This is a genomic window from Enterobacter cloacae complex sp. HYC074_NIDB, from assembly GCF_056673345.1.
The window spans coordinates 4,050,019-4,066,033 of the sequence record NZ_CP114214.1; the positions used below are offsets into that span (position 1 = coordinate 4,050,019).

General features: G+C 54.5%; 14 protein-coding genes and 1 pseudogene. 9 read left to right on the forward strand and 6 right to left on the reverse strand.

Annotated features, from left to right (window positions below; translation table 11 throughout):
• Positions 1-14 precede the first annotated feature (14 nt).
• Positions 15-851 carry an AraC family transcriptional regulator gene (locus O1724_RS19690; protein ID WP_045332891.1) on the forward strand — a complete coding sequence of 279 codons (837 nt, stop codon included), beginning with the start codon at positions 15-17 and terminating at the stop codon, positions 849-851.
• Positions 852-952: 101 nt separating this feature from the next.
• Here the strand turns inward: O1724_RS19690 and parE are convergent, their stop codons facing one another.
• Genes parE through nudF form a run of 5 tightly spaced genes read right to left on the reverse strand, consistent with a single transcriptional unit; the run spans position 953 to position 5,361 of the window.
• Positions 953-2,845, reverse strand: coding sequence for a DNA topoisomerase IV subunit B (gene parE / locus O1724_RS19695; protein ID WP_003862513.1), 1,893 nt, complete (start codon positions 2,843-2,845; stop codon positions 953-955).
• Between the two features lie 28 nt (positions 2,846-2,873).
• Entirely contained in the window at positions 2,874-3,455 is a 582-nt protein-coding gene (gene yqiA, locus O1724_RS19700; protein ID WP_023314863.1) for an esterase YqiA, read from the reverse strand.
• Positions 3,455-4,282, reverse strand: coding sequence for a 3',5'-cyclic-AMP phosphodiesterase (gene cpdA / locus O1724_RS19705; protein WP_126297268.1), 828 nt, complete (start codon positions 4,280-4,282; stop codon positions 3,455-3,457). The genes yqiA and cpdA overlap by 1 nt, the downstream gene beginning before the upstream one ends.
• A 27-nt stretch (positions 4,283-4,309) precedes the next feature.
• Positions 4,310-4,732, reverse strand: a complete 423-nt coding sequence (locus O1724_RS19710; RefSeq protein ID WP_003862516.1) for a DUF1249 family protein — start codon at positions 4,730-4,732, stop codon at positions 4,310-4,312.
• Complete coding sequence (gene nudF / locus O1724_RS19715; RefSeq protein WP_003862517.1) at positions 4,729-5,361, reverse strand: ADP-ribose diphosphatase; 633 nt, start codon at positions 5,359-5,361, stop codon at positions 4,729-4,731. Before nudF ends, O1724_RS19710 begins: the two co-directional genes overlap by 4 nt.
• A 203-nt stretch (positions 5,362-5,564) precedes the next feature.
• On the opposite strand from nudF, the gene tolC reads away from it, so the two are divergent.
• The 3 genes from tolC to O1724_RS19730 all read left to right on the forward strand — a co-directional run bounded on the left by tolC (position 5,565) and on the right by O1724_RS19730 (position 9,062).
• Positions 5,565-7,043, forward strand: a complete 1,479-nt coding sequence (tolC, locus tag O1724_RS19720) for an outer membrane channel protein TolC (RefSeq protein WP_023314865.1) — start codon at positions 5,565-5,567, stop codon at positions 7,041-7,043.
• A 190-nt stretch (positions 7,044-7,233) separates the two neighbouring features.
• Complete coding sequence (locus tag O1724_RS19725) at positions 7,234-7,899, forward strand: DUF1190 family protein (RefSeq protein WP_003862522.1); 666 nt, start codon at positions 7,234-7,236, stop codon at positions 7,897-7,899.
• Positions 7,900-7,901: 2 nt separating this feature from the next.
• A complete protein-coding gene (locus tag O1724_RS19730; protein WP_023314866.1) occupies positions 7,902-9,062 on the forward strand; it encodes a glutathionylspermidine synthase family protein in 1,161 nt (386 codons plus the stop codon).
• Between the two features lie 82 nt (positions 9,063-9,144).
• Here the strand turns inward: O1724_RS19730 and ygiD are convergent, their stop codons facing one another.
• Complete coding sequence (gene ygiD / locus O1724_RS19735; RefSeq protein ID WP_023314867.1) at positions 9,145-9,933, reverse strand: 4,5-DOPA-extradiol-dioxygenase; 789 nt, start codon at positions 9,931-9,933, stop codon at positions 9,145-9,147.
• A gap of 130 nt (positions 9,934-10,063) precedes the next feature.
• Between ygiD and zupT the strand changes: the two genes are divergently transcribed.
• From zupT to O1724_RS19760, 5 genes and pseudogenes are all read left to right on the forward strand, one after another.
• Complete coding sequence (gene zupT, locus O1724_RS19740; protein ID WP_023314868.1) at positions 10,064-10,837, forward strand: zinc transporter ZupT; 774 nt, start codon at positions 10,064-10,066, stop codon at positions 10,835-10,837.
• 267 nt (positions 10,838-11,104) lie between these two features.
• The gene (locus tag O1724_RS19745) at positions 11,105-11,665 is read left to right on the forward strand and encodes a fimbrial protein (RefSeq protein ID WP_003862529.1); all 561 of its coding nucleotides are present in this window, start codon (positions 11,105-11,107) and stop codon (positions 11,663-11,665) included.
• Positions 11,666-11,741: 76 nt separating this feature from the next.
• Positions 11,742-14,186 (forward strand): fimbria/pilus outer membrane usher protein, encoded by a 2,445-nt coding sequence (locus O1724_RS19750; RefSeq protein ID WP_063944488.1) that lies wholly within the window; start codon positions 11,742-11,744, stop codon positions 14,184-14,186.
• 9 nt (positions 14,187-14,195) lie between these two features.
• Positions 14,196-14,957, forward strand: a complete 762-nt coding sequence (locus O1724_RS19755) for a fimbrial biogenesis chaperone (RefSeq protein ID WP_023323755.1) — start codon at positions 14,196-14,198, stop codon at positions 14,955-14,957.
• Positions 14,941-16,001 (forward strand): annotated as a pseudogene (locus O1724_RS19760) (fimbrial protein). The gene O1724_RS19755 and the pseudogene O1724_RS19760 overlap by 17 nt, the downstream one beginning before the upstream one ends.
• Positions 16,002-16,015 lie beyond the last annotated feature (14 nt).

Sequence of the window (16,015 nt, forward strand, 5' to 3'; positions counted from 1 at the left end):
AGTTTTATTGCACTATGCGCGACACGCCGACAACCGACCTTCTGGAACTGATCGCCCTGAACGATACCGTGGCCTCGTTCAGCCGCCTGTTTGCCAATACGGTGCGCTACCATCACTGGCATCAGTGTCTGGAGATCCTCTATGTGGAAGAGGGCTTTGGCGTGGCGATTGTCGATAATCGTCACTACACCATGCGCCCCGGACGACTGTTTTTCTTCCCGCCTTTTACGCTGCACAAGGTCATGGTGGACGAACAGGCGGAGGCAATTTACCGCCGCACCATTATTCATCTCGACCAGCACGCGGTGCTGAAGATCCTGCGGGATTTTCCCCAGACCCGGCAGCGCCTGGAGCGGCTGTCACGCCGTGGCGGCGAAGCGTGGGTCGCCGATTTAGCCCACTGTCACCACCATATCGACCATCTGTTTAGCTGCTATAAACCGCCGATGAACGGCGAGAGCATCGCCAGCCTGTTGATCGGCCTGTTCGCGATGCTGCCCGACGATCGCGACGGCGAGCCGGGCAACAGCCAGGGGATCGCCAGCCAGGTCATGTTCTGGCTCGACGAGCATTATCAGGAGAAATTTCGTCTGGATGCGCTGGCCGCAGAGCTGGGTAAATCGCGCAGTTACGTATCGCGAAGATTCCATGCGGAAACAGGCGAAAAAATTCACGACTACCTGAACACGCTAAGGTTGCGTAAGGCGTGCGAGTGTTTACTCCACACTGATTCGAGCGTGCGTGACATTGCCGCACAGGCGGGATTTTCCGACGTGACGTGGTTTATCAGCGCGTTTAAAAAGGGGATTGGCGAGACGCCGTTGCAGTACCGGAAAAACCATTCATCGTGATGAGCTGCATTTCTTGTCCGGCGGCGCTACGCTTGCACGGGCCTACGGGTTAAGTAGGCCGGGTAAGGCGCAGCCGCCACCCGGCAAAAAGACAGCGTGTATCAGGCCTCTATATCCGCCATGTCGCCTTTCTCCTGTAGCCAGTTACGTCGATCTTCAGAACGTTTCTTGGCCAGCAGCATGTCCATCACGGCGTTAGTTTGCTGTTCATCTTCATCGCTGATGGTCAGCTGCACCAGACGGCGGGTATTCGGATCCAGCGTGGTTTCACGCAGCTGCATCGGGTTCATCTCACCCAGCCCCTTAAAGCGCTGAACGTTCGGTTTGCCCTTCTTGCGCTTAAGCTGTTCCAGCACGCCCGCTTTCTCTTCTTCCGTCAGTGCATAGTAAACTTCTTTGCCGAGGTCGATTCGGTACAGCGGCGGCAGCGCCACGTGGACGTGACCGTTTTTCACCAGCGCGCGGAAATGCTTCACAAACAGCGCACAGAGCAGCGTGGCGATGTGCAGGCCATCGGAGTCCGCATCCGCGAGAATGCAGATCTTGCCGTAGCGCAACTGGCTCAGATCGTCGCTGTCCGGATCGATACCGATCGCAACCGAGATGTCGTGTACTTCCTGCGAGGCCAGCACTTCATCAGACGAGACCTCCCAGGTGTTGAGGATCTTACCCTTGAGCGGCATGATCGCCTGATATTCACGATCCCGCGCCTGCTTGGCCGATCCGCCTGCCGAGTCTCCTTCCACCAGGAACAGCTCGGTGCGGTTGAGATCCTGCGCGGTACAGTCCGCCAGCTTGCCGGGCAGCGCGGGGCCGCTGGTCAGCTTTTTACGCACCACTTTCTTCGCCGCGCGCAGACGACGCTGGGCGCTGGAGATCGCCATTTCAGCCAGCATTTCTGCGGCCTGAACGTTCTGGTTCAGCCACAGGGTAAATGCATCTTTCACCACGCCGGAGACGAACGCCGCACACTGGCGTGACGACAGGCGCTCTTTAGTCTGACCGGCAAACTGCGGATCCTGCATTTTCACGGAAAGCACGTAGGCGCAGCGATCCCAGATATCTTCCGCCGACAGCTTCACGCCGCGCGGCAGAATGTTGCGGTATTCGCAGAACTCGCGCATCGCATCCAGCAGCCCCTGACGCAGGCCGTTGACGTGGGTCCCGCCGAGCATAGTGGGGATCAGGTTAACGTAGCTTTCGGTCAGCAGCTCGCCGCCTTCCGGCAGCCATAGCAGCGCCCAGTCCACCGCTTCAGTATCGCCTTCGAAATTCCCGACGAACGGTTTTTCCGGCAGGGTTGGCAGGCCGTTAACCGCTTCGCACAGGTAGTCGTTCAGACCATCGGCGTAGCACCAGGTTTGTTCGGTATTATTAACGTGGTCTTTAAAGGTGATTTCCACGCCCGGGCACAGCACCGCTTTGGCTTTCAGCAGGTGCGTCAGGCGGGAAACAGAAAAGCGTGGGCTGTCGAAGAAGCTTTCGTCAGGCCAGAAATGGACGCTGGTGCCGGTGTTGCGTTTACCGCACGTCCCGACGACCTGCAAATCCTGCACTTTTTCGCCGTTTTCAAACGCGATGTTATACACCTGGCCGTCGCGACGGACGTTCACTTCCACGCGCTTTGACAGGGCGTTAACCACGGAGATCCCCACGCCGTGCAAGCCGCCGGAGAACTGGTAGTTTTTGTTGGAGAACTTACCGCCCGCGTGCAGACGACAGAGGATCAGCTCAACGGCGGGAACACCCTCTTCCGGGTGGATATCTACCGGCATGCCGCGGCCGTCGTCGATGACTTCCAGCGACTGATCGGCGTGCAGGATAACGTCCACGCGTTTGGCATGGCCTGCCAGCGCTTCGTCCACACTGTTATCAATTACTTCCTGGCCCAGGTGGTTTGGGCGCGTCGTATCGGTGTACATCCCCGGGCGGCGGCGAACCGGCTCAAGCCCGGTGAGTACCTCAATGGCATCAGCGTTATAGGTTTGCGTCATGATTTAAGCTAGCAATTCGCATTGATTGTCAGTGGCTGTGCAGTCCAAGAAAATCGACAATCTGGGTGAAATGATCTTCAAAGCCCGTGAAAGCATGGTTACCGCCCTCTTCTACAGTCTGGCGGCAGGATGCGTAATACGCCACTGCCTGGCGGTAATCCAGCACTTCATCTCCCGTCTGTTGCAGCAGCCAGATAAGATCGGGCGCTTCAAGCGGGTCGACCTGCATAACTTTGAGATCGTAAATATGGCGTGACTCTAGCACATATTGTTGGCCGGTGTAGGGGTTCTCGTTTTCGCCAAGAAAGTCCCTTAACAGCTCAAATGGCCGGACCGCCGGGTTGACGACGACAGCGGGCAACATAAAGCACTGCGACAGCCAGGTGGCGTAGTAGCCGCCGAGCGACGACCCGACAACGCCAAACGATTCGCCGCCGTGTTCCAGCACTAGCGATTCCAGCATCTCTGCCGCATCCGCCGGATAAGGGGGCAACTGCGGAATAATCATCTCCACGTGGGGATGATGCGCGCTCAGCCACTGGCGAAGCTGCGTCGCTTTCGCCGAACGCGGTGAGCTGTTAAACCCATGCAGATAGAGAAGCGTCGACATCAATAGCCTTCCGAAGCGGTATCCGGGCGGAATTGTGCCCCGGCCAGACGGCAAACTTCGGTGGTCAGCGAGCCATCGGCATGCAGCTCCAGCCAGCGCCAGCCCGGTGCGATGGTATCCAGCGTAAAGTTGGCGCAGTGCGGCTTAAACTGCACGCAGGTAGAGGGCGTCGCGAGCAGACGTCGACCGTTCCAGTCGAGATCCTGTTCCTGGTGAATATGACCGCACAGCAAATTTTTTACGCGCGGGAATTTCGCCAGCACGCCGTCCAGCGCCGCAGAGTTGCGTAAGCTGTGCTGATCGAGCCAGCTACAGCCCGCCGGCAGCGGGTGATGATGCAGTAACAGCAGCGTATTGCGATTCGGTTCGGCGGCCAGTTTTGTCTCCAGCCAGTCAAGCTGATAGTCGCTCAACTCACCGTGCGGAACGCCAAACACCTGACTGTCGAGGAGCAGAATTTGCCACTGGTCCCCCGCAAAGACACATTTTGCCGGTGAAATCCCCGCATCCTGAAGCGAACTGTACATCGCGGGCTGAAAATCGTGATTGCCCGGCAGCCAGACGCAAGGCACGCTAAAGCTCGCAATCCCTTCAGCAAAATGCTGATAGGCTGCGGAGGATTGATCCTGCGCCAGATCGCCCGTCGCGACGATCAGATCGCATGGCCGCTTTTCAGCATGGATCGCGTCAAGAACCGCCTGATAACTCTCCCAGGTGTTCACGCCCAGAAGCGTCTCATGCTTTTCGGCAAAAAGGTGGGTGTCGGTGATTTGTAATATCCTGACTTGCGCCCCACCAGCAACAGTCAGGTTCAACAGGCTTTCCAAATGGTGTCCTTAGGTAGGTTTATGACGCTAACAAACCGGAATCGCCATTGCTCCATGTGCTAAACAATATCTTAGCCAGTCGGCTAAAAACTGGTTAATTTGATGCTTTTCGTCGCGTTGATGCAACTTTTTATTCGGATAATCATACCGCGCTTTAAAGCGAAAGATCTGCTGGCTTGAACACACTTCAGCGACCATCGCGTCATGATAAAGACGTACCGTCATCGACGGCAGGCTCCAGTAGCTGATGCTCGGCGCCGTTTGCTCAATCTCCACCAGCGTAGTGTAGCGCGTTGATTCTGTTATCGTTAACCGATACTGCGCGTTGCTCACCTGATAGCTCACCGTTTCGCCGGGCGCGTCGTTTCGCGGCAGCAGGCGGCGCAGCTGGGCGAAATTTGTTTCGCACAGGCGCATCATTTCTGGGAAGTCAGGTGTATAACGCTTCATTTTTTCCACTCGTGTCGTAATGTCTGATAATGCAGCTGTAGCCATTGCAGAGCGATGACAGACGCTGCGTTGTCGATTTTCCCCTCTTCTACCCACTGGTAAGCCAGCTCCCGACTCACCACATGAACCCGAATATCTTCGTTTTCATCTGCCAGACCATGGATCCCTTCCGCTGTCGTGGCGTCCACTTCGCCCACCATAATAGATGAACGTTCCGTTGTCCCACCCGGGCTTGCCAGGTAGCTCAACACCGGCTTCGTCCGGCCAACCACCAGGCCCGCCTCTTCCAGCGCCTCGCGGCGAGCGACGTCTTCGACCGACTCACCTTCTTCGATCATCCCGGCCACCATCTCCAGCAACCACGGCGTTTCGCTGGTATCATAAGCCGCAATACGCACCTGCTCGACCAGCACAACTTCGTCACGCACTGGGTCATAGGGTAGCAACACAGCCGCATGCCCGCGCTCAAAAATTTCGCGTTTGATTTCACCGCTCATCTCACCGTTAAACAGACGATGCCTGAAACGGTAAAGTTCCATTGAAAAAAAACCGCTATAAAGCGTTTCTCGTGCAATAATTTCTACATCGTTTTTGGCGAAGGTGACAGGCACGTTTTCTGGTTTTTGCATCGGTCGAGTCCTGGTAGCAATGGTGATGAAATTGTGAATTTCAAGGCTGTTTGGCTGCCGTTTGTATGGCTATATGGTAGATTGGAGCAAATTACCGCCAGATGGCACGTTACGCCAACCTTTTGGTGTGGATGATTCTGTTAGAATCGGCAATTATTTTTAATTAGATCAGCGCTAATACTGCTTCACAACAAGGAATGCAAATGAAGAAATTGCTCCCCATCCTTATCGGCCTGAGCCTGACGGGCTTCAGTGCAATGAGCCAGGCAGAGAACCTGTTACAGGTCTACCAGCAGGCACGTCTGGGCAACCCTGATTTACGTAAATCAGCGGCCGATCGTGATGCTGCGTTTGAAAAGATTAACGAAGCACGTAGTCCACTGCTGCCGCAGTTAGGCTTAGGTGCAGATTATACCTACACTAACGGTTTTCGCGATAATAACGGCATCAACTCGAATGCCACCAGCGCCTCTTTACAGTTAACGCAAACCCTGTTCGACATGTCCAAATGGCGTGAGCTGAGCTTGCAGGAAAAGAGCGCGGGCATCCAGGATGTGACCTATCAGACCGATCAGCAAACGCTGATCCTGAATACCGCGACCGCCTACTTCAACGTACTGAGCGCGATTGACGCCCTCTCCTACACCGAAGCGCAGAAACAGGCGATTTATCGTCAGTTAGATCAAACCACCCAGCGCTTCAACGTGGGCCTGGTCGCCATCACTGACGTACAGAACGCCCGTTCACAGTACGACACCGTACTGGCAAACGAAGTGACCGCACGTAACAACCTCGACAACGCGCTGGAAGCACTGCGTCAGGTCACCGGTAACTACTATCCTGAGCTGGCCTCTCTGAACGTGGACAGCTTCAAAACAGACAAGCCGCAGGCGGTTAACGCCCTGCTGAAAGAAGCGGAAAACCGCAACCTGACCTTGCTGCAGGCACGCCTGAGCCAGGACCTGGCGCGCGAGCAGATCCGTCTTGCACAGGATGGTCACCTGCCAACCCTGAGCCTGAGCGCCTCTACCGGCGTATCGGATACCAGCTACAGCGGTTCTAAAACCAACACTGCCCAGTATGACGACAACAATATGGGCCAGAACAAAGTTGGCCTGAGCTTCTCTCTGCCGCTGTACCAGGGCGGGATGGTTAACTCTCAGGTTAAGCAGGCGCAGTACAACTTCGTAGGCGCGAGCGAGCAGCTTGAAAGCGCGCACCGCAACGTGGTCCAGACCGTGCGTTCTTCCTTCAACAACGTGAACGCGTCCATCAGCAGCATCAACGCCTATAAACAGGCCGTTGTCTCTGCGCAAAGCTCTCTGGACGCGATGGAAGCGGGTTACTCCGTCGGTACGCGTACTATCGTTGATGTGTTAGACGCAACGACCACGCTGTACAACGCGAAACAGCAGCTCTCCAGTGCGCGTTACCAGTACTTGATCAACCAGCTGAACATCAAGCAGGCGCTGGGTACGCTGAACGAGCAGGATCTGCAAATGCTGAACAGCACGCTGGGCAAACCGGTTTCCACGTCGCCTGACAGCGTCGCGCCGGAAAATCCACAGCAGGATGCCGCCGTGGATAATTTCACCGCTAACAGCAGCACCCCGGTTGCACAGCCAGCGGCAGCGCGTAGCACCTCACCTGCCAGCAGCGGCACGAATCCGTTCCGCAATTAAGCGTGTCATCAGGCCCACTGCGGCCTGATGCCCTCACCTCAGCCCTCTCCCACAGGGAGAGGGAGCACATTAATCCCCCCCGAACGTAAGCCAACGTAAAGATCCCCCGGATTTCGCCCCTCGTCGCTTCATTTTCAACCACTCATCCTCTATCCTGAGCGTTATTACCACTGGGTCCTGGAAGACAAATATGAAACGGACAAAAACGATGAATCACGCGTCGTTCCGCAAAAGCTGGAACGCACGCCACCTGACACCTGTCGCGCTGGCGGTCACCGCCGTCTTTATGCTGGCAGGCTGTGAGCAAAACGACGAAACGGTTTCGCTGTATCAAAACGCCGACGACTGCGCGAGCGCAACCGGTAAAGCCGCTGAGTGTACGACGGCGTATAACAACGCCCTGAAAGAAGCGGAACGTACCGCGCCGAAATATGCCTCACGCGAAGACTGTGTAGCCGAATTCGGTGAAGGCCAGTGCCAGCAGGCACCTGCTCAGGCGGGTATGGCACCGGAAAACCAGGCGCAGGCACAGTCCAGCGGCAGCTTCTGGATGCCGCTGATGGCGGGTTATATGATGGGCCGTTTGATGAGCGGCGGTGCGGGCTACCAGCAGCAGCCGCTGTTTAGCTCCAAAAACCCGAACAGCCCGGCCTACGGGAAATACACCGATGCCACCGGCAAGGGTTACGGTGCTGCAACGCCTGGCCGTACGATGACCGTACCGAAAACCGCAATGGCGCCGAAACCAGCCACCACCAGCACCATTACCCGTGGCGGCTTCGGTGAGTCTGTTGCCAAACAAACCACCATGCAGCGTAGTGCGACCGGCTCCTCAACTCGCTCAATGGGCGGCTGATCATGGAACGAGTCAGTATTGCCGAGCGCCCGGACTGGCGCGAAAAAGCCACCGAATACGGTTTCAACTTTCACACCATGTACGGCGAGCCGTACTGGTGTGAAGATGCTTACTATAAGCTCACGCTTGCTCAGGTCGAAAAGCTTGAAGAAGTGACCGCAGAGCTGCACCAGATGTGCCTGAAGGTGGTTGAGAAAGTCATCGACAGCGATGAGCTGATGACCAAATTCCGCATTCCGAAGCACACCTGGAGCTTTGTTCGTCAGTCCTGGAAAACGAACCAGCCTTCGCTCTACTCTCGCCTCGATCTGGCATGGGATGGCGTGGGTGAACCGAAGCTTTTAGAAAATAACGCAGATACGCCAACCTCCCTGTACGAAGCCGCGTTCTTCCAGTGGATCTGGCTGGAAGATCAGGCGAATGCCGGAAACTTGCCGGAAGGCAGCGATCAGTTCAACAGCCTTCAGGAAAAGCTGATTGAACGTTTCGTCGAACTGCGTGAACAGCACGGTTTCAACCTGTTGCACCTCGCCTGCTGCCGCGATACCGAAGAAGACCGCGGTACGGTTCAGTATTTGCAGGACTGCGCAGCCGAAGCGGAAGTGGCGACGGAATTTCTCTATATCGAAGATATCGGTTTAGGTGAAAAAGGTCAGTTTACGGACATGCAGGATCAGGTGATCAGCAACCTGTTCAAGCTCTATCCGTGGGAATACATGCTGCGGGAAATGTTCTCTACCAAACTGGAAGACGCTGGCGTGCGCTGGCTGGAACCAGCCTGGAAGAGCATTATCTCCAATAAAGCCCTGCTGCCGATGCTGTGGGAGATGTTCCCGAATCACCCGAACCTGCTGCCTGCTTATTTTGCCGAAGATGATTTCCCACCGATGGAGAAATACGTCGTTAAGCCAATCTTCTCCCGTGAAGGGGCAAACGTCTCGATTATCGAAAACGGTAAAACGCTGGAAGCAGTTGAAGGGCCGTACGGTGAAGAAGGGATGATCGTCCAGGCGTTTTATCAACTGCCGAAGTTTGGCGACAGCTATACGCTGATCGGCAGCTGGCTTATTAACGATCAGCCTGCCGGGATTGGCATTCGCGAAGATCGCGCGCTGATTACGCAGGATCTGTCGCGTTTCTACCCGCATATTTTCGTCGAGTAAGACTTGCCGGGTGGCGGCTTCACCTTACCCGGCCTACATGTCGAGCGTAGGCCCGGTAAGCGCAGCGTCACCGGGCATGTGTTTACCCCACCTGCACCGACAGCATACTCAAACTCCCCATCTCAATGCCGTCGACCGGGGTTGTAATAACCTCCTGACCGTCCCATGCGCCTAATACATACAGCAATGGCAAGAAGTGTTCCGGCGTCGGGTTAGAGAGCGAACCGCCATCGTGCTCCAGATAGTTCACCAAAGGGTGCCGTTCGACCGGCCCTTGCCAGGCCAGGTTGTCTTTTACATAGTCATTAAAGGCTGTTGCCCAGGGGTACGGCGTATTTTCACCGTGCCAGCGTACCGTACGCAGATTGTGTACCACGTTGCCACTGGCTATCAGCATGATGCCCTCATCACGAAGCGAAGCCAGCTTACGCCCCATCTCCATGTGCCAGGCAGCTGGTTTGGTGCTGTCGATACTCAGTTGTACCATCGGAATATCGGCATCCGGATACATTTTGATCAACACCCCCCATGAGCCATGGTCAAAGCCCCAGGCTTCTTTGTCCAGCGCAACCGGAACAGGGGCAAGCAGATCAACCAGCCGCTGCGCCAGCTCAGGGGAGCCCGGCGCAGGATAATGCGTGTCATACAGCGCCTGCGGAAAGCCGCCAAAATCATGAATCGTTTTTGGCGTTTCCATGGCCGTCACGCCGGTACCCCGGGTAAACCAGTGCGCAGAGACCACCACAATTGCCTTCGGACGCGGTAACGTCTCACCCAACTGACGCCAGGCGCGGGTATAGACGTTATCTTCCAGGACGTTCATTGGGCTGCCATGGCCTAAAAACAGTGCTGGCATACGAGAAGAAGACATGGTGATATCCTTAGAGGAGGTGTCAATGTGATAGGCCTACATTACGCGCATTCAGGTGAAGATGAACGCAGATAACCGTGAAGATCATCATCAGGAAATTTGAATGCCAGATATCGCTTAAGGAGAATGCATGTCAGTACCGTTGATTTTGACCATACTTGCGGGCGCCGCAACCTTTATCGGTGCGTTCCTCGGGGTACTCGGGCAAAAACCCTCTAATCGCCTGCTGGCCTTCTCGCTGGGTTTCGCCGCCGGGATCATGCTGCTTATCTCGCTGATGGAGATGCTGCCCGCCGCGCTTCACACCGAAGGGATGTCGCCTGTTCTGGGCTATGGCATGTTTATCATTGGCCTGCTGGGTTATTTTGCACTCGACCGTATTCTTCCTCACGCGCACCCGCAGGATTTAATGCAAAAAAGCGTTACCCCCATTCCGGGAAATATCAAACGCACGGCCATTCTGCTGACGCTGGGTATCAGCCTGCATAACTTTCCGGAAGGTATCGCCACCTATGTCACGGCCAGCAGCAACCTGGAAATAGGTTTTGGTGTGGCGCTGGCCGTGGCTTTGCACAATATTCCTGAAGGACTTGCCGTTGCCGGGCCCGTTTATGCCGCCACGGGTTCAAAACGTACAGCTGTCTTTTGGGCAGGTATCTCCGGCATGGCTGAAATTCTCGGCGGCGTGCTGGCGTGGCTGATCCTCGGTAGCCTCGTATCCCCGGTTGTAATGGCTGCAATTATGGCTGCCGTGGCCGGGATTATGGTCGCGCTCTCTGTCGATGAGCTGATGCCGCTGGCAAAAGAGATCGATCCCAACAATAACCCAAGCTACGGCGTGCTGTGTGGAATGTCAGTGATGGGGATGAGCCTGGTTCTGCTGCAAACGGCAGGTATTGGCTAAGAATTAATGCCTCCGTTTTTATACGGAGGCTTTATATTATTCAAAAAAACAATTCTATATATTTTACCTATAATAACCCACAAAATATAAATCTATTAAAACCCCGAAAAAAGAAGCCTCTTCAGATAGCCTGAAAATATTAATTAAAACCATCTAAAAATATATTTAAGTCACGTTAATCGCGTCTCCCCGCCCCAATCCGTATACTTTGCGAGTATTCTGAAATTAATATTCACATTACGAATCAATCTGAAAAAGGATATTTTCATGTATATGGGTAAAAAATTGCTGTTAGCGGCAGCTATGGCTGCCATTGTATCGGGTTCTGCGTTTGCTGATGATCAAGGCTCAGGCAAAATCAAATTCAAAGGCGTGGTTATTGACGCACCATGCAGCATCGCTCCAGACAGCGTTGATAAAGAAGTCGACCTGGGTGAAGTGACTACGGCCGTTATCAACGCCAACAAAAAATCCACGCCGGTTCCGGTCGATATCAATCTGGAAAACTGCCAGCTTGACGATCCGGCAGACGAAACCGACACGCCAATTACTAAAGTGGAAGTGACCTTTACCAGCGCAGCGACAGATGCGACGGATACCAGCCTGATGAGCAACACCTTTGCAAACGGTGCGCAGAACGTGGGCGTCCGTCTGCTGGATAACGCGGAAGGCAACATCACGCTTGGTCAGCCAAACGTGCTTGATCTGCTGGCGGGTTCAACCACCCAGACGCTGCATTTCAAAGCGGTTATGGAAGTCCCAACAGGTAAAACTGCGACGGCAGGCCAGGTTGAAGCCACGGCTAACTACGTCCTGATGTACAAATAATTCCGTTACGTCACGGTATCAGCCGACTGGCAATCCATGCCGGTCGGCACTCTTTATTTATTCGAGTAACAGGATGATGACATACAAAGTACAATGGATAATCATCATTGCGTCCCTGTTAATGACGATAGTTGCCTCTGCCACTGAATTTAATATAAACGCCATCGATAAAGATCAGCGCGGCAGCGTCGATTTATCACGTTTTAAAGATCAAATATCGGTTACGCCGGGAAGCTATTTCGTTACGGTTTCAGTTAATGATATTCCGCTGGCAAATGGCTGGCAGCTTCGCTGGCGAGAAATAAATAACGCAGTTCAGGTCTGTATTCCCCCCGAGCTGGCCGATACATTCGCATTGCAGGATGACGTTCGTCACGCTTTGCCGGAAAAAGAGGGATGCGTTGATTTCGCCGCCAGACCAGACATCAAATTTACTTTTGAGCAAGGCAGCCAGACCCTGAAAGTAACGATCCCCCAGGCGTGGCTGCAATACCGTGCGGTTGACTGGATGCCGCCATCCACCTGGGACAACGGCGTGCCAGGCGTACTGCTGGATTACAATCTTTTTGCCAGCCATTATCAGCCCAATAGCAGCGGCAGCAATGACAACGCCAATACCTATGGTACCGCCGGTGCGAACATGGGCGCGTGGCGCCTGCGAAGCGATTACCAGTACACGCGAAGCGATACTGAAGCAGGCTCAGAGCAGGATGGCCGTTTTTCACGCGTGTATATGTTCCGCCCTCTGCCCTCGATCGGTGCGAAACTGACGCTGGGTGAAACGGATTTCCAGTCCTCCATTTTTGACGCCTTCACCTACACCGGCGCATCGCTAATCAGCGATGAACGTATGCTGCCATGGTCGCTGCGCGGCTATGCCCCACAGATTACCGGAATAGCACAAACCAACGCCACCGTGACCGTAAGCCTTGCCGATCGCGTGATTTACCAGAGTAAAGTGCCACCAGGACCCTTTGTTATTCAGGATCTTAACCAGTCGGTTCAGGGCACGCTGGACGTCAAAGTCACGGAAGAAGACGGACGCGTCAACACCTTTCAGGTCTCGGCTGAATCCGTGCCGTTTTTAACGCGCAAGGGCCAGGTGCGCTATAAGCTCGCGGCGGGTAAAGCGCGCCAGGGCGCCTCGCATGATGTTGAAGATAATGCCTTCATGAGCGGCGAATTTTCCTGGGGCATGCTGTCGCACACCTCTCTGTATGGCGGCACGCTGGCCGATGGCGACCGTTATCGTTCCGTCGCTGCCGGGATCGGCCAGAATATGGCCTGGCTGGGGGCGCTCTCTTTTGACGTCACGCAGGCTACCAGCCAGCTGCCACACCAGCGCAGCCAGACGGGTTACAGCTATCGCATCAACTACAGCAAGCGTTTCGATACCACCGGCAGTCAGCTTACGCTCGCCAGCTACCGCTACTCAGACCCACAGTTTTTGAGCTACGCCCGCTACCTGGATTATGACAACGGTGACCGCCAGTCGGAAAAACAAACCCTGAGCGTGACGGCAAGCCAGTACATTTCAGCGTTATCCCTGAACCTGTACGTCAATATGCTGCGTCAGACATGGTGGAATGATTCATCCTCCACGACCGGCAGCATCACGGCGGGCTACAACTTTGATATAGGTCGCTGGAAGAATCTTGGCGTAACCCTGTCCTGGAGTAAAACGCATTACGAGGAGGAAGACGAAAATGACGATACTCAGTTTTATCTCTCGCTCAGCGTACCGCTCGATCCCGATCATCGACTTAACTATGACCTGCGTAACAGCGACACGCTGAGCCATAACGTGTCGTGGTATGACACGTCGGATCGCAATAATACCTGGGGCGTTTCCGCAGGTACGGAGAGCGGGAAGCCAGATTCCGGCGCGCAGGTCAGCGGGAATTATCAGCATTATTCTGCGTACGGCGATCTCAATCTCTCCGGCAGCTATAAAGCTAACGAATATAACTCCCTCAGCGCGAGCTGGAGCGGTTCCTTCACCTCAACGGCGAAAGGCGCCGCGCTGCACCGGCGCAGTTACGGTAATGAACCCCGCGTAATGGTCAGCACCGACGGGGTAGGCCATATCCCGCTGAACATGTCGCGCGATGAAACTAACCGTTTTGGCATCGGCGTTTTACCGTCATTCTCCAGCTATTCCCCCTCCAGCGTGCAGGTCAATATGAACAACCTTCCGGATGGCGTGGACGTGGACAACCGCGTCGTGACCTCAACCTGGACTGAGGGGGCCATTGGTTATCGTCAGATTGCCACGCGCGCAGGTCAGGACGTAACAGGCGTTTTGCGGATGTCGTCAGGAACACCACCACTCGGGGCGATTGTTCGCCTGGATGAAAGCAATTTACAGGTTGGGATGGTGGCCGATGAAGGCCGCGTCTGGCTCGGCGCCGTTGAGCCAGAACAGCAGTTTCGCGTGACATGGGGCGACAACCAACAGTGTCGCTTCTCGTTACCTTCTCACTTAGAAAACAGTATGCAGTTGATACTGCCGTGCCAGTAAGAAATCATCATGAAATTAACGCCGATTAAAAGCCTGTGCCTGATGCTGATCAGCACAACATTTACCGCCCACGCGGCCATTAACCTGGACCGCACGCGCATTGTTTTTCCAGAAAGCGACAAGGCCAGCAGCCTGAAAGTGGACAACCAGAGCAAGGCGCTGCCTTATCTGGCGCTCTCCTGGATTGAAGATGAAAAGGGGCAAAAAGAAGATGTGCACTTTATGGCGCTTCCCCCCATTCAACGTATCGAAGCGGGCGCCTCGTCGCAGGTAAGAATTGTTAAACAAGCCGCTACCCGCCAGTTGCCAAAAGACAGGGAATCGCTGTTTTATTTCAACCTGCGTGAAGTACCGCCTAAAAGCACCAGCGCCAGCGAGGAGCGCAGCGTGATGCAGGTTGCCATGCAGAGCCGAATTAAGCTCTTCTGGCGTCCGGAAGCGATTCGCAAAAAATCTGGCGAACTGACTGAAATGCGTATGGAAATTACCGCCAACGCGAAAGGGCTCACGGTCCACAACCCTACGCCGTACTACATCACGCTGGCGTGGCTGAGCAAAAATGCCAAAACCATGCTGCCGGGTTTTGACAGTCTGATGATTGCGCCTTTCGCCACGGCAACTGCCTCTACCGGCGATTACCACGGTAGTTATTACAGCATCGGCTACATCGACGATTACGGCGCACTGAAAAAAGTCGACGTACAGTGCACCGGAACGGCGCAATGTAAGCTTAACGAACGGAAAATCGATAAAGATGCGAAAGCTCACTAGTTTCCTGCTTACATTGCTGCTTACAGCGCTGCCTTTGAAAGAAGCGCTGGCGCTCAACTGCTATCTGGGTGGATCTGGCGGCCCCGTCGAGGAGACAAAAACGATCTCCCCTTTTGCCATACCCAGCAACGCTCAGGTTGGCCAAAAAATATGGGAGTCTGATGACATTAAAATTCCGGTGACGTGTGACAATAACGTCACAAGCGGTTTCAAGCCGGAAGATGTTTTTGCCTGGGTAAACCCTTATCCTGCCGCAACCGATCCCTATTATGAACTGGGCGTCACCTATGAAGGCATAGATTACGATGCCACAGGCCAGCCCAACGGCGTGGATACCCGCCAGTGCCTGGACAACGATAACATCACCATTTACACCCCGGATCAAATCCGCCAGATGGGTTGGGAGAATCGCATCTGCTCTGGCAATCCGGATGATATCCACATTACGCGCACGTTCGTCGCCCGTTTACGACTTTTCGTGAGAATTAAGGCTATGCCGCCACATGGCTATGTCGCTCGCTCAGCGATTACATCGTTGTGCAGTTTGACGGTAAGGGCGGCGTTAATCAGATGGCCGATGCGAAGAACCTTAAGTATCACATCAACGGACTGCAAAACATTACGGTGCTTGATTGCGGGGCGACGTTTACCATTTACCCTGAGAATCAGGAGATCGACTTTGGCACCTTCAGCGCGCGCGACATCGTGAATCAGCAGACGCGTTTGCGCACGTTTTCAATACGAACCACCAAAGTCCAGGATGCCCAGTGCTCGGATGGATTTAAGATGGACTCGTCGTTTTACACAACCGAAACGCTCAGCGCAGACGACACTGCGGTGCTGATAGGGAATGGGTTAAAACTGCGTATTCTTAACGGAACGGCCCCTTACACCTTCAACCAGTACAAAGAGTACGCCGATTTTACGGGCGATAAGATGAATGTTGAGCAAAACTACACAGCTGAACTTTCACGGGAAGAAGGAAAAGCGATTCAGTCCGGGCCGTTCGAAACCGTGGTACTGTTCAAAATTAACTACCACTAGAAACAAAAAAACCG

Bases quoted from the DNA above. Each gene is read 5' to 3' on its own strand.
- O1724_RS19745 (WP_003862529.1), top strand. From the start codon at position 11,105: ATGTATATGGGTAAAAAATTGCTGTTAGCGGCAGCTATGGCTGCCATT.
- ygiD (WP_023314867.1), bottom strand. From the start codon at position 9,933: ATGTCTTCTTCTCGTATGCCAGCACTGTTTTTAGGCCATGGCAGCCCA.
- O1724_RS19710 (WP_003862516.1), bottom strand. From the start codon at position 4,732: ATGAAGCGTTATACACCTGACTTCCCAGAAATGATGCGCCTGTGCGAA.
- parE (WP_003862513.1), bottom strand. From the start codon at position 2,845: ATGACGCAAACCTATAACGCTGATGCCATTGAGGTACTCACCGGGCTT.
- tolC (WP_023314865.1), top strand. From the start codon at position 5,565: ATGAAGAAATTGCTCCCCATCCTTATCGGCCTGAGCCTGACGGGCTTC.
- O1724_RS19725 (WP_003862522.1), top strand. From the start codon at position 7,234: ATGAAACGGACAAAAACGATGAATCACGCGTCGTTCCGCAAAAGCTGG.
- O1724_RS19690 (WP_045332891.1), top strand. From the start codon at position 15: ATGCGCGACACGCCGACAACCGACCTTCTGGAACTGATCGCCCTGAAC.
- zupT (WP_023314868.1), top strand. From the start codon at position 10,064: ATGTCAGTACCGTTGATTTTGACCATACTTGCGGGCGCCGCAACCTTT.
- O1724_RS19730 (WP_023314866.1), top strand. From the start codon at position 7,902: ATGGAACGAGTCAGTATTGCCGAGCGCCCGGACTGGCGCGAAAAAGCC.
- O1724_RS19750 (WP_063944488.1), top strand. From the start codon at position 11,742: ATGACATACAAAGTACAATGGATAATCATCATTGCGTCCCTGTTAATG.
- yqiA (WP_023314863.1), bottom strand. From the start codon at position 3,455: ATGTCGACGCTTCTCTATCTGCATGGGTTTAACAGCTCACCGCGTTCG.
- O1724_RS19755 (WP_023323755.1), top strand. From the start codon at position 14,196: ATGAAATTAACGCCGATTAAAAGCCTGTGCCTGATGCTGATCAGCACA.
- nudF (WP_003862517.1), bottom strand. From the start codon at position 5,361: ATGCAAAAACCAGAAAACGTGCCTGTCACCTTCGCCAAAAACGATGTA.